This window comes from Marinobacter daqiaonensis (assembly GCF_900115285.1).
Classification (GTDB): Bacteria; Pseudomonadota; Gammaproteobacteria; order Pseudomonadales; family Oleiphilaceae; genus Marinobacter; species Marinobacter daqiaonensis.
Genome location: NZ_FOYW01000001.1, coordinates 2,540,574 through 2,552,816 on the forward strand (window position 1 = coordinate 2,540,574; position 12,243 = coordinate 2,552,816).

Sequence of the window (12,243 nt, forward strand, 5' to 3'; positions counted from 1 at the left end):
ATTCTGTCTTGCCGCCGCCGGAGATCGAACCCGGAAAGAGCTGGCTCAACAGTTTTCGGTTTTTCTTCTATTGCAGACACACGGCTTGGGGAGTTGTTACAGATAAATTTTGCTCGATCTGCGGCAATAAACAGTCTCTCATCCCTGGAGAGATCACTTTCGGTCACCGGGAGGGGGGCAGTCGCAGGTAGCAGTCTTGCGGCGAACTTTTGTTAAGAGGCATCAGGGGAAAACAGGCCCCGGACTTCCGGTGTCGGGGCGAAGTGGTGTCATTCAGGCGTCGCGGATGCCGGCTCCCGTGGTGGCGGGCCGGGGCGCGGAGTTCATTCGCAGCCAGATGATGGCAAGCAGGACCAGCGTGATGGGCGCCAGCATGATCAGGTTCAGTGTTTCCCAGCCAAGGTGGTGCAGCAGTGAGCCCGACATCAGAGAGCCCACGGCCACCAGGGAAAATATGGCCAGGTCGTTAATGCCCTGCACCTTCCCCCTCTCCCCTTCGGAATGGGTTGTGGATAGCAGCGTGCTGCCTCCCACAAACAGGAAGTTCCAGCCGATCCCCAGCAGGACAAGGGCAAGCCAGAAATGGACCAGGGTGTTACCGAGGACCGCGACGCCCACCGTACCCGCCAGCAGTACGCTGCCAGCCAGCAGGATACGGCCCACACCGAAACGGGCAATCAGGCTGCCGGTTATGAAAGAGGGAACATACATGCCCAGCACATGCCATTGCATGATGAAGGCAATCTGCCCCATCTCGAAGCCCCGGGCCCGCATGGCCAATGGCGTGGCGGTCATGACCAGTATCATGATCGCATAGCCGATGGCACCGGCGATCACCGCCACCTGAAAAGCCGGTTGGCGGGCGATGGCGGGCATGGGGCGGGTGGTTTCGCCGGGGCGCGGCTCACCGCCGGGCGGAACCCTCAACTGGCTCAGCAGGCCCATAGCCAGCAGGGCAAGGATGGCTATCACCAGATAGGGGCCACCGGAAGGGACGCCGGCAACCAGTCCGGTTGCCAGACTGGCGTTCCACGGTCCGAGGAACGCCGCCGCCACGCCGCCGGCCAGAACAAAGGAAATCGCCCGACTGCGGAAAGACGGGCTGGCGACGTCCACCGCCGCAAACCGGTAATACATGGCAAAACCCTGGTAGAGCCCCAGCAATGCACTGCCGAGACAGAACAGCCAGAAAGACCCCAGTCCGATCGCGGTGAAACTCAGCAGGCCGCCGGCGACGCCGCCGAGACTGGCTCCTGTCATAAAGCCCCGGCGCCGGCCTACCCGCTTCATGTAGAGCGAAGCGGGGAGGGTGGACACCACCGTGCCCAGCATCATGACAGCGATCGGCAGAGTTGCCAGGCCGGGGTCGGGGCTCAGCTGCTGCCCCACCACGCCGCTCAGGGTCATGACGGTAATGGCGGCCACCATGAACAGGGTCTGGCTGACCACCAGAATGGCCACATTGCGCTTCTGGAGATGGTAGGGGTCCATGGACGGTTTGCTCCTCGGTAAGGCAGTTCAGAAAACCAGCACCCTGTCGGCACTGATGGTGGCATCGGCCAGGGCATCCATGGTGCTCCGCTCGGCTCCCTTCACTATCTCATCCTCAGTAATGCCCCGGGCATCCATACAGGTCCCGCACAGCTGAACCTCCCCCTTGATGGCGACCCTTTTGACCATGCGTTCCGCGTTGTAAAAGCCATCAGGCGTCTTCTGACCGGACTTGGCTCCGGCAACCGCATCCCCCATCAGGAAAACAGTAACCTCGCACTCCTGCTTGAGCAGGGCATGGGCCAGTCGCAGTCCGTTATAGAGTCGCTCGGTGCCATAAGGCGGGTCATTGATTATGATCAGCGCTTTCATGATTCTCTGCCTCAATCTTGCTAACATTCTATTAATTGTTAGAATAAGAGAATATTGAAGTCTGTCAAGGTCGATTCAGGCATGGGTTTGCCATGACGTTTTCTGGAGAGGACTAAAGCGATGACCGCCCGAGAGGATCTGTTCGACACCCTGTCCCAGATCGGCAAAGCCCTGGGACATGGGCACCGGCTTGCCCTGCTGGAGCGTCTGGCCCAGGGGGAAGCCGCTGTGGACGCGCTGGCGAAAACCGCTGACCTTACCGTTGGCAATGCCTCCGCCCATCTCCAGCATCTGCGCAGAGCCGGGTTGGTGACCGCCAGCCGTTCCGGCAAGCAGATGATCTATCGTTTGACTGACCAGCGGGTTGTCACCCTGCTGAGCCTGATGCGGGACGTGGCGGAAACCAATCTGGCGGAAATGGAGCGCCTGGTAAGCCGGCTGTTTGCCGACGACAATCCCGATGGCGCGCTGGAGGCTATCTCCCGGGATGAACTGCTGTCGGGGCTGAAGAGGGGGGCGGTAGCCCTGCTCGATGTACGCCCCGAAGACGAGTTCAGGGCCGGGCACCTGCCCGATGCCATCAATATTCCTCTCGACCAGCTGGAAATGATGCTGGAAGAGCTCCCCCGGGATCGGGAAATCGTGGCTTACTGCCGGGGGCCCTACTGCGTGCTCTCCCATGAAGCGGTCCAGCGGCTGCGGGCCCTGGGCTTTCGGATCCGGCGCTTTGATGAAGGCTTTCCCGAGTGGAAAGCCGCTGGCTTGCCCGTTCATTGAAATGAGGCCGGGACATGACCGATACGTTCCTCGCCAATGAACCTCTGATCCGGGCCGGCTTTTTCCTCTCCGTTCTGGCCATCATGGCCCTGTGGGAAGTGTTCGCGGCTCGCCGCCCACAGGCCATTGGCCGCCGGGTCCGGTGGCCCGGCAACCTTCTGATTGTCCTTCTGGATACGCTGGCGGTCAGGGCGATATTCCCGTTCGCCGCGGTCGGCGTCGCTCTGGTGGCATCGGAGAATGGGTGGGGGTTGCTGAACCTGGTGGCCCTGCCTGGATGGCTCTCCGTGCTTCTGGCCATTGTCGTGCTGGATGCTGCCATCTATTTCCAGCACCGGCTGTTTCACGCGGTGCCCTGGTTGTGGCGGCTGCACCGGATGCACCATGCGGACCTGGAGTTTGATGTCACCACGGGACTGCGCTTTCATCCGGTTGAAATCATCCTGTCCATGGGCATCAAGGTGGCGGTGGTTCTGCTGCTTGGGGCGCCCGCACTGGCCGTCCTGGTCTTCGAGGTTGTACTCAATGCCACCTCCATGTTCAATCATGGCAACGTTCGGTTACCGGGCTGGATCGACAGATGGTTACGGCTGCTTGTTGTGACACCGGAGATGCACCGGGTCCACCATTCGATCATACGGCGGGAAACCGACAGCAATTTCGGCTTTAACCTTCCCTGGTGGGACCGTCTGTTCGGTACGTACCGGAATCAGCCCGAAAAGGGTCATCTGGGCATGACCATCGGTATCGAGGATTTCAGGACGGAACGGGACCTGAGGCTGGACCAGATGCTGATCCAGCCTCTCAGGAAAAACGTGCTATCAAGTGGCAGTAAGATGGGGCTGGGCTGAAAGACCGCACTCCCGGTATGCGGCAGTTGCCCTACTGTTCCTTCAGCGCCTTTTCGACCGCTGAATCGAGGCGATTCGCGTATTCCTCGTCGAGACGGAACCCGGAGTGCCCTTTCAGCAGTCGGACACTCTCACGCAGGTTGCCGATAAAGGAGCGGCAGTCCTTGCACATCAGTATGTGCATCTTTACGGAAAGGTTGTCCGCCGTGCCCAGGTTACCATCAATGTAATCGCTGCTAATTCTGGCCAGATCTCGACACATCAGCATTCGCCGGTCTCCTGGAAGCGTTCCACCATAAGGTAAATCTTCTGACGGGCACGATGAACCAGTACCCTCAGGTTAGACGCATTGATGTCCAGGATGTTACACACATCGTCCGCATTATGCTGGTGGGCTTCATACAGCATGACCGCCGAACGCTGTTTCTCGGGAAGAGATGACAGGTGCTTGTCGAGGCACTCACTGAGGGCGTCGTTTTCCATCAGTGATTCGGCATGCTCCTCGAAGCGCAGCTTTGGGGGTGTCGCCCAGCGACCGCCCGACTCGAAGCGATCAGCGATTCCTGGCTCCAGCACTTCACCGAATTCGCTGGAAACCTCCCGGTTGGCGGTCCTCAGCCGGTTCTTGCAGCGATTGGCGACAATACGGTGCAGCCACGTCTTCAGCCCGGAGCGACCCTCGAACTTCTGTATCGCGTCGACAACGTTAACCCAGGTGTCCTGAACCACATCTTCGGCACTGGAGTGGTCCAGGTAGTAGCGTGCAACCGCCAGCATGTCTGGCGAGTATTCCCTGACGGCGATCCGGAACGCTTGCTGGTCTCCGGCTTTCAGGGCGTCAACGAGACCTGCTTCCTTTTGGGGGGTGTCTGAGAGTGTTGCCATGACTGATTACTTCCCTTTCCGCTCAGGCTGCATTGCGAAACCCCAATCACCAGTATCCACCATTACCGGAGAACGAGTTGGTGCCGGGAGTTTTTTCAGTCCGTCCATGACGGCAGTGACAGTCCTTTTGACGGTACGACGGGCCATCGGTTCCAGCGTTCGGATTAATTTTGAGTGAATGCTCAAATCATAGCAGACGGAAGATCTTAGCCACATCGGTAAGCTGGAACGATGGAGTATTCGGCCTTTTCTGTGATTGCCGGCCGGCAAGTCTCCGCTATCCTGTTAAGACCATCTCAGGTGTCCGGGGGCGGAGGTTTCCCCGTTGGTTGCCACCCGACGGGAAGGTCATGGTTCGCCGGCCAGGTGGAATCGTCGCCAGCAGACTGAGCGCCCATTTACTGCATCAACAGGCATCAGGATCCGGAGGAGGACTGTCATGACCAGCAAACCATCCACATCGCAACAGGCCCGTCTTGTAAACGCTCTGGCAGGTGGCTGGGTGGCCGACGCCGCTGCCCTGGGCCTGCACTGGGTATACAGCAGCCAGCGCATCGCGGAAGTGGGCGGGTCGGCGCCGGAATTCCTGCCACCCAAAGCCGAATATTACGCGCATGGCGTAGGCTATTTCGCCCATGAAGGCAAAGTAGTGGGCGATGTCAGCCATTACGGGGCGGCAACCGCAGTACTGACCGAAAGCCTCCTGTTCCGGGAAGGGCGTTTTGGCGTGCGGGACTACCAGCGCCGTTTCCGTGACTATTTCGGCCCGGGTGGTGGCTGGTGCGGCTATATCGACAACCCGACCCGCATCACCCTGGCCAATCTGGACAGGATTGAGCAGGAGGCCATCGACCAGGGCCTGTCAGATGCGGGCTCATCCCTCAACGAAGAGCAACGCCGGATTCTGGTGCAGAAGGTGCTCCCCTACACCCGCCGCATGAGCGGTGACAGCCTGGCTGACCCCATCCGTCGGGCCATCAGCCTGACCTATACGGAAGAAGACGTGCAGGAAGCCGGCGTCCAGCTTGCTCTGGCCATAGATCGGCATCTGCGGGCTGACAGCGGGGCCGATGACCAGCAGTTACCGGCGGTTTCCAAGCTACCGCCGCTGGTTGCCTGCTATCTGGACGATCCGGAACTGATGGAAGTCGTGGAATCTGCTGTCCGTGTCACCAACCATAACGACCGTGCAGTGGCCTGGGCAAGGTACTGCACCCGTCTGTTGGCCGCACTCTTTCAGGGAGAGGGCATTGAGACGGCTCTGGAAAAGGCCGGGCCGGAAGCGCCGGACCGGGAGGCCATCCGTCGGGCACAGCAGCTGGCTCCGCTGAACCCGGTCACCGTGGGGGACCAGTTCGGGCGTACCTGCTATCTTCACGAGGCGGTGCCGGTGATCGTCCATATTCTGACCCATGCCGAATCATTCGCCGAGGCGGTTCGGGCCAACATCCTGTGCGGCGGGGACTCTTGCGGCCGGGCCTGGATCATCGGCCCGGCAATGGCCGCCATCCATGGCGCGGGAGGCGTGCGGGGTATTCCATTGAGCTGGCTGGCGCAAGTGAACGATGCGGCTGCCATTTTTTCTGATATCGAGAACCTGGTAGCGGAGGACTGACCCGGAAGGGGCCGGGGTGGGCGCCGGCGAATGATCTGTGCGGCAACGTACTGACACGGTGATCGTCATGTCTAACACTATGTGACGCTAGGGTGATCGCTCGGCGATTCCGGAGGTATCCAATGATCAGCAAGACGGCAATTGTGGACGGAATTACCATGAGGTGGGAGGAGACCGGCGAGGGCACGCCAGTTGTTCTTATCCACGGGATTCCCACATCCCCCGCCCTATGGCGGCATGTTGCGCCCCGAATTCCCAAGGCACGCTGCCTTGCCTGGGAAATGGTCGGTTATGGCGAGTCTATTCCAGAGGGTCGTGATCGGGACATATCCGTAGGTCGCCAGGCGGATTATCTCGCGAGCTGGCTTGAACATCTGGGAATCGAGCAGGCGATTCTCGTCGGCCATGATCTTGGCGGGGGAGTCGCCCAGATTGCGGCTGTCCGGTACTCCGGGTTGTGTCGTGGCCTCTTTCTGACCAACGCGATTGGCTACGATTCCTGGCCAATCCCGAGCGTGAAGGCTATGCGCATGGGCGGACCGCTACTTCGGCATTTGCCCGATCTCGCGTTCAAGCAGGTGATCCGGACTTTCCTTCAGCGAGGGCACGACGACAGCACGCGGGCAAAGGAAGCCTTCGAAGCGCACTGGCCCCATTACAGGAAACATGATGGCGCGGCCGCCTTTGTCCGGCAGGCGAATTCCCTTGACGTGCAAGATACGATGGCAGTTGCAGGTGATCTACCCGGGCTGGGAATACCCGCCCGTATTGTCTGGGGCGCGGCGGATCAGTTCCAGAAAATGGAATACGGCGAACGCTTTGCGCACGACCTTTCTGCGCCGTTGCAGCGGATCGAAGGCGGGAAACACTTCACGCCAGAGGATCATCCGGAGATCATTGCTAACGGCATTAACCAGCTCATGGCAGACGCCGCCGACGCCGAGAGCACTACGGGCGCCGGTGGTGATAACGACATTGCCAGTGGTGTCTGACGTGGCTGGTGATTCTTGCCGATTCCGCAGATCCCCGCCAAAGCCAGTTCAGGCGAGTGCAACGCAGCCCCAACGTCCACACAGGCCCGCCCTGCGGGCTCTGACAGCCGCAAAACCTGTGTCAGGGGACGCGAGTCATTGTCCCGGTGATTCCTTCATGTAAGGACGCAATCAACGGGCAGCTGATGTCGCCTTGATGGGCGTGGCATCGCTTGACCATTTCACCCAGCACCTTCTCGATTTTCTCCAGCCTGTCGATTTTTTCACGCACGTCCCGCAACTTGTGCTCGGCCAGAGCGCTGGCTTCCTGGCAGTGGGTGCCGTCTTCAAGCCTGAGCAGGTCGCTGATGTCATCGAGACTGAATCCCAACTGCTGCGCCGTTTTCACGAACGTCAACCGGGCGATATCGGCGGAACCATAGCGTCGGACACCCCCTGGAGGACGTTGGGGTTCCCGTAACAGCCCTCGTCGCTGGTAGTAGCGGATCGTCTCGATATGAACGTTGGTCGCCTTTGCCAGGCCACCGATGGTCAGTGAATTCGCGTTAACTGGCATACGCCTTGACTCCGTAGCTGACTACGGAAGTAATCTTATCTCAACGCGCGTCTTAATGCTTCGGCTCCATTTCCTCAAAAGGAGAGTTCCTGTTGAAGAACCCTAAGACCCTGCTGCGCGTGAGCGTGATTGGCACCGTCCTGGTGGCGTTGTGCTGCTTCACGCCAATCCTGGTGATCCTGCTGAGCACCGTGGGCCTGGCTGCCATGACGGGCTACCTCGACTATCTGCTGCTTCCAGCGCTGGCTTTCTTCATTGGCCTGACCCTCTATGCGCTATGGCAGAAAAAGCCGTACGACGCCTACTGTGAGAAAGCCTCTACAGATTCAGGGAGTTCCGTTCATGAGTGATAACAGCCTGCACATAGCCGTCATCGGCAGCGGTGGCGCAGCGATGGCGGCCGCCCTGAAAGCGGCCGAGCGCGGTGCCCGCATCACCCTGATCGAACGCGGCACCATCGGCGGTACCTGCGTGAATACCGGCTGCGTGCCCTCGAAGATCACGATTCGCGCCGCGCATATTGCGCACCTGCGCAAGGAGAGCTCCTTTGACGAGGGGGTAAGCGCTCAGCCCCCCGTGGTGGACCGGGTGAAACTGATTCGACAGCAGCAGGCACGTGTCGAGGAGCTTCGTAATAACAAGTACGAAAGCATATTGCACGACCACACAGCCATCACCGTCCTGAAAGGTGATGCCCGGTTTGTCGATGCTCATAATCTGACGGTCAGGCTGAACGATGGCGGTGAGCAGACTGTTCACTTTGATCGCGCCTTTATTGGCACTGGCGCCCGCCCGGCAGAGCCGCCGATACCGGGGCTGGCCGATACGCCCTACCTGACCTCCACCAGTGCGTTGGTACTGGATACAGTACCCGAACGGTTGATTGTGATCGGTGCGGGTTTCGTCGCCCTGGAGTTGGCTCAGGCCTTCGCCAGGCTGGGTAGCGAGGTCACCGTGTTGGCCCGCAGCCGTTTGCTGTCCAGTGAAGACCCCGCTATCGGTGACGCCATGGAGGCAGCGTTCAAGCGTGAGGGCATCAAGGTGCTCAGGCAGACCCAGGCCAGCCGCGCGGACTATAGCGACAATGAGTTCACCGTCCACACCAATGCCGGCACCTTGCGGGCGGATCAACTGCTGGTGGCCGCCGGCCGAACACCCAATACCGAAGCCCTGAACCTGGAGAGGATCGGCGTGGAAACCTCCAATGGTGCGATCCAAGTGGATGGGCAGCTGCAAACCACCGTCCCCGGTGTCTATGCTGCCGGTGATTGCACCGATCAGCCGCAGTTTGTCTATGTCGCCGCCGCCGGGGGCAGTCGGGCCGCCATTAACATGGCGGGAGGCGGAGCCACCCTGGACCTCAGTGCCATGCCAGGGGTGATGTTTACCGACCCGCAGGTGGCCACCGCTGGCCTGACGGAAGCCGAGTCGCTTGAGCAAGGCTTTAACGTGGATACCCGTGTGCTGGAACTTGAGAACGTGCCGCGCGCGCTGGTCAACTTCGACACCCACGGCTTTATCAAGATGGTCGCCGAGCGCGATTCCGGGTGCTTGCTTGGGGTGCAGGCGGTCACGGCAGAAGCCGGTGAACTGATCCAGACGGCGGTGATGGCGCTGCGGTCAGGTATGACCGTGCAGGAAATCGGTGATGAACTGTTTCCTTACCTGACCATGGTGGAAGGCCTCAAACTCTGCGCACAGACCTTCACCAAAGATGTAAGCCAATTATCCTGTTGCGCGGGATGAACGATATCTTTGTGGTGGGCGCTGGTAGGTGCGCAAGTGGGCCTTACGGGTATTCCGCAGCGATTCCTGGATGGCCTCGATCGCTCGGAGGACATCCGGGAACTGGTCCAGGTTCTGACTTCACAGATGCCGGGCTAATCACCTCACCAATAGACCAATTCTCACGAGAACCCTCCCAGACCCTGCCGGTGCAGCATCCAAGTCAGGAAGAGGCGCGGAATAATCGCGTCTCCTCAGGACAGGAGTGTCTTCGTACTGCCAAATTCAGCCTCCCAGCACATCGGGACGGGCCTGATTTAGCCAAGAGAATCGTGGGCGTGGGTGTCCTGGTTTTCGGTTTCCTGAAGGATGAGCCGCACGGTCTCTTCGGGCCGATCCCACATCGGGAAATGACCGCATGTGCCGAACCAGTGCAGCCTGGCGGATGGAAACGCCGCTTTCGCTCTGGCGGCCTGGCGCGGCAGACACAGGCGATCCTGGCGCCCCCATCCGATGACAAGGGGGCGGGATGTCTTTGCCGCCGGTCCCTCCTGTGCCGGCGCCGTGGCGAGGTCGCGCACGAGCGCATTAAAGGTCTTCGTCGCGGTAAAGCTCTTCAGTTCGGTCGCCACTGTATTGCCGTCCAGCTTCCAGGGCCGTGCTGACAGCTGCGCCAGCAGCATGCTGCGGGTCGCGGCAGACCGGGAGAGGGCCGGCAGTGCTGGCCCAAGGCCGCGAAGGAACCGGATCGACGCTGTGAGGGTGGCGCGGAAATACTTTCTTTCCCAGCCTTGCCAGAATCCGCCCGGATCGAGGGCGACCGTTGCGCCGACCTTGCCGCGGCGCGCCATCTCGAGCACGATCCTTGCGCCGAGCGAGCTGCCGACGATGTCGATGCCGTCAAGGCCCTGTTCGGTGATGAAGGCATCGACGCTGTCGGCGAGCCCCCTAAACGTGCCGCTGTCGGCAACCGCCGGCGTTTTGCCATGCCCCGGCAGGTCCAGGGCCACAACCTCGCGCGCTTCGGAAAGCGCGGGAAGGATCGTGGTCCAGGATCGCCACGAGCCGCCGAGGCCGTGCACGAGGAGAAGGGGCGGGCCTGCGCCCTGTCGAATGAAATTCAGCGTCGGTGCCTTTCCCGGTCCCGCGCCGGAACCGAGTCGCTCTAGTGTGCAAGTCATCAGGGGTTTTCTGCCCACGTGTGACATCACTGCTCCTGTTTCACGAATGTCGGCGATAAAAAAGGCTAACGCCATATCACCCAATGGTCTGTTTGGTAACGTACCGACACGGTCGGCTAAGGCGAGTCCAATCTGGAGAGTCGTGACCGCTGGTTCGACATCGCCAGGGTACGCGAGCTTTTTTTAGGCAATGAGCGGACAGCGAAACCCGAAGACGAGACCCTGTCAAACGGAGGAATACGGATGGAATCGAATGAAAAACAGACCACGCTTTGCGACCGGAACGAGACCGATTTTTCAGATCTCCGGGCCGTTTACGTCAATTGTACCCTGCAGCATCCCGACAAGCCGTCCCACACCGCCCTGCTGATGGGCGCATCCGCCGGGATCATGCGCCGGAACGGCGTTGTCGTCGATGACATACGCGCCACCGCCCATCGCATCGCTTTCGGCGTACAGCCCGACATGCGCGAGCATGGCTGTGAGCATGACGACTGGCCCGACCTGTGGCAGCGGATCGAGGCCGCCGATATTCTGGTGATTGGCTCGCCGATCTGGCTGGGCGAGCAATCCTCGGTCTGCCGTCTGGTGATTGAACGCCTGTACGCCATGTCGGGGCTTCTGAACGACAAGGGACAGTCCCTCTTTTACGGCAGGGTCGGGGGCGTTGTGGTCACCGGCAATGAGGATGGCGCCAAGCATGTTGCAATGAATGTGCTCTATTCGCTCTCGCACCTGGGCTACATGATCCCGCCGCAAGCCGACTGCGGCTGGCTTGGCGAGGCTGGCCCGGGCCCCGGCTATGGCGACGATGGCGCTGGCCTCGACAACGAATTCACGCAGCAGAATACGACGGTCATGACCTGGAATCTCCTGCATGTGGCGCGGATGTTGAAGGACGCCGGAGGCCTCCCCAACCACGGCAATGATCGCAAAGCCTGGTCCGCCGGTTGCCGGTTCGATTACGAAAACCCCGAACGCCGAAGCTAAAGTCGGGGCCAACATGGCGGAAACCGCCAGCGATTTTACAGTCAAGCGTCTGAAGGCCTGCCCGGTCAGAGCGGCTGTTTGGTAGGCCGGATGATGATCTCGTTGACATCGACCTCCGCCGGCTGTTCGATGGCGTAAGTAATCGCCCGCGCAATCGCATCGGCATCGATGGCGTTCTCGTACATCTCGTCCACACCTTTGGCAGTATCGGGGTCGCTGATTTTACTGGTCAGCTCAGTCGCTACGGCTCCCGGCGAGATATTGGTAGAGCGGATTTCGCCGTCACCTTCCTGGCGAAGGCCTTCAGAGATCGCCCTCACCGCATATTTGGTTGCAGAGTAGACTGCAGATGCGGGAAAGACCTTATGCCCAGCGACCGACGACAGATTGATGATGTGGCCAACATGCTGCTCGCGCATGGCGGGCAGCACCGCGGCGATGCCGTAGAGCACGCCCCTGATGTTGACGTCGATCATCTGGTCCCACTCGTCGACCTTGAGCTCATCAAGGGGCGACAGTGGCATCAGGCCGGCGTTATTGACCAGTACGTCGATGCGACCATAGGTTTCCTTCGCCACCCTGGCCAGCGACTCGAGCTGGGTGCGGTCAGTGACGTCTGTGACCTGGTAAATCGCTTCACCACCCTGCTCCGTGATCGCGTCACGCAGCTCCACAAGGCGTTCCTCACGGCGGGCAGCAAGTACGAGCTTTGCCCCACCCTTGGCCAGCCGGTGGGCAGTGGCTTTGCCGAGGCCACTACTGGCACCGGTAATGATGACGACCTTGCCATTGATCTCTGACATGGGTT

Annotated in this window: 14 protein-coding genes; 7 read left to right on the plus strand and 7 right to left on the minus strand. The window is 60.4% G+C overall.

What is annotated here, in order from left to right; genetic code table 11:
- Nucleotides 1-273: 273 nt before the first annotated feature.
- Entirely contained in the window at nt 274-1,491 is a 1,218-nt protein-coding gene (locus BM346_RS11615; protein ID WP_092012492.1) for an MFS transporter, read from the minus strand.
- 27 nt (nt 1,492-1,518) lie between these two features.
- Nucleotides 1,519-1,863 (minus strand): DsrE/DsrF/TusD sulfur relay family protein, encoded by a 345-nt coding sequence (locus BM346_RS11620; protein ID WP_092012495.1) that lies wholly within the window; start codon nt 1,861-1,863, stop codon nt 1,519-1,521.
- A 120-nt stretch (nt 1,864-1,983) separates the two neighbouring features.
- Between BM346_RS11620 and BM346_RS11625 the strand changes: the two genes are divergently transcribed.
- Complete coding sequence (locus BM346_RS11625; RefSeq protein WP_092012498.1) at nt 1,984-2,640, plus strand: ArsR/SmtB family transcription factor; 657 nt, start codon at nt 1,984-1,986, stop codon at nt 2,638-2,640.
- Nucleotides 2,641-2,654: 14 nt separating this feature from the next.
- Nucleotides 2,655-3,491, plus strand: a complete 837-nt coding sequence (locus BM346_RS11630; RefSeq protein ID WP_092012501.1) for a sterol desaturase family protein — start codon at nt 2,655-2,657, stop codon at nt 3,489-3,491.
- 31 nt (nt 3,492-3,522) lie between these two features.
- On the opposite strand, the gene BM346_RS11635 is transcribed toward BM346_RS11630, so the two are convergent.
- Nucleotides 3,523-3,759 carry a zf-HC2 domain-containing protein gene (locus BM346_RS11635; protein WP_092012504.1) on the minus strand — a complete coding sequence of 79 codons (237 nt, stop codon included), beginning with the start codon at nt 3,757-3,759 and terminating at the stop codon, nt 3,523-3,525.
- Entirely contained in the window at nt 3,753-4,376 is a 624-nt protein-coding gene (locus BM346_RS11640; RefSeq protein ID WP_092012507.1) for an RNA polymerase sigma factor, read from the minus strand. The genes BM346_RS11635 and BM346_RS11640 overlap by 7 nt, the downstream gene beginning before the upstream one ends.
- A 439-nt stretch (nt 4,377-4,815) precedes the next feature.
- Between BM346_RS11640 and BM346_RS11645 the strand changes: the two genes are divergently transcribed.
- On the plus strand, nt 4,816-5,991 hold the full coding sequence (locus tag BM346_RS11645) for an ADP-ribosylglycohydrolase family protein (RefSeq protein ID WP_092012510.1): 1,176 nt from the start codon (nt 4,816-4,818) through the stop codon (nt 5,989-5,991).
- Between the two features lie 122 nt (nt 5,992-6,113).
- Nucleotides 6,114-6,983, plus strand: a complete 870-nt coding sequence (locus tag BM346_RS11650; RefSeq protein WP_092012513.1) for an alpha/beta fold hydrolase — start codon at nt 6,114-6,116, stop codon at nt 6,981-6,983.
- 121 nt (nt 6,984-7,104) lie between these two features.
- Here BM346_RS11650 and merR read toward each other — a convergent pair whose 3' ends face one another.
- Nucleotides 7,105-7,539: an Hg(II)-responsive transcriptional regulator gene (merR, locus tag BM346_RS11655; RefSeq protein ID WP_092012517.1), complete on the minus strand. Its 435-nt coding sequence runs from the start codon at nt 7,537-7,539 to the stop codon at nt 7,105-7,107.
- Between the two features lie 92 nt (nt 7,540-7,631).
- Between merR and merF the strand changes: the two genes are divergently transcribed.
- Nucleotides 7,632-7,889 (plus strand): mercury resistance system transport protein MerF, encoded by a 258-nt coding sequence (gene merF / locus BM346_RS11660; protein WP_092012520.1) that lies wholly within the window; start codon nt 7,632-7,634, stop codon nt 7,887-7,889.
- Nucleotides 7,882-9,285 (plus strand): mercury(II) reductase, encoded by a 1,404-nt coding sequence (gene merA / locus BM346_RS11665; RefSeq protein ID WP_092012523.1) that lies wholly within the window; start codon nt 7,882-7,884, stop codon nt 9,283-9,285. Before merF ends, merA begins: the two co-directional genes overlap by 8 nt.
- 296 nt (nt 9,286-9,581) lie before the next feature.
- On the opposite strand, the gene BM346_RS11670 is transcribed toward merA, so the two are convergent.
- Entirely contained in the window at nt 9,582-10,520 is a 939-nt protein-coding gene (locus BM346_RS11670; protein WP_206675663.1) for an alpha/beta fold hydrolase, read from the minus strand.
- Between the two features lie 168 nt (nt 10,521-10,688).
- On the opposite strand from BM346_RS11670, the gene BM346_RS11675 reads away from it, so the two are divergent.
- Nucleotides 10,689-11,435 (plus strand): flavodoxin family protein, encoded by a 747-nt coding sequence (locus tag BM346_RS11675; protein ID WP_092012526.1) that lies wholly within the window; start codon nt 10,689-10,691, stop codon nt 11,433-11,435.
- A gap of 65 nt (nt 11,436-11,500) precedes the next feature.
- On the opposite strand, the gene BM346_RS11680 is transcribed toward BM346_RS11675, so the two are convergent.
- On the minus strand, nt 11,501-12,238 hold the full coding sequence (locus tag BM346_RS11680) for an SDR family oxidoreductase (protein WP_092012529.1): 738 nt from the start codon (nt 12,236-12,238) through the stop codon (nt 11,501-11,503).
- Between the last annotated feature and the right edge of the window lie 5 nt (nt 12,239-12,243).

Bases quoted from the DNA above. Each gene is read 5' to 3' on its own strand.
- BM346_RS11615 (WP_092012492.1), bottom strand. From the start codon at position 1,491: ATGGACCCCTACCATCTCCAGAAGCGCAATGTGGCCATTCTGGTGGTC.
- BM346_RS11620 (WP_092012495.1), bottom strand. From the start codon at position 1,863: ATGAAAGCGCTGATCATAATCAATGACCCGCCTTATGGCACCGAGCGA.
- BM346_RS11625 (WP_092012498.1), top strand. From the start codon at position 1,984: ATGACCGCCCGAGAGGATCTGTTCGACACCCTGTCCCAGATCGGCAAA.
- BM346_RS11630 (WP_092012501.1), top strand. From the start codon at position 2,655: ATGACCGATACGTTCCTCGCCAATGAACCTCTGATCCGGGCCGGCTTT.
- BM346_RS11635 (WP_092012504.1), bottom strand. From the start codon at position 3,759: ATGCTGATGTGTCGAGATCTGGCCAGAATTAGCAGCGATTACATTGAT.
- BM346_RS11640 (WP_092012507.1), bottom strand. From the start codon at position 4,376: ATGGCAACACTCTCAGACACCCCCCAAAAGGAAGCAGGTCTCGTTGAC.
- BM346_RS11645 (WP_092012510.1), top strand. From the start codon at position 4,816: ATGACCAGCAAACCATCCACATCGCAACAGGCCCGTCTTGTAAACGCT.
- BM346_RS11650 (WP_092012513.1), top strand. From the start codon at position 6,114: ATGATCAGCAAGACGGCAATTGTGGACGGAATTACCATGAGGTGGGAG.
- merR (WP_092012517.1), bottom strand. From the start codon at position 7,539: ATGCCAGTTAACGCGAATTCACTGACCATCGGTGGCCTGGCAAAGGCG.
- merA (WP_092012523.1), top strand. From the start codon at position 7,882: ATGAGTGATAACAGCCTGCACATAGCCGTCATCGGCAGCGGTGGCGCA.
- BM346_RS11670 (WP_206675663.1), bottom strand. From the start codon at position 10,520: ATGGCGTTAGCCTTTTTTATCGCCGACATTCGTGAAACAGGAGCAGTG.
- BM346_RS11675 (WP_092012526.1), top strand. From the start codon at position 10,689: ATGGAATCGAATGAAAAACAGACCACGCTTTGCGACCGGAACGAGACC.
- BM346_RS11680 (WP_092012529.1), bottom strand. From the start codon at position 12,238: ATGTCAGAGATCAATGGCAAGGTCGTCATCATTACCGGTGCCAGTAGT.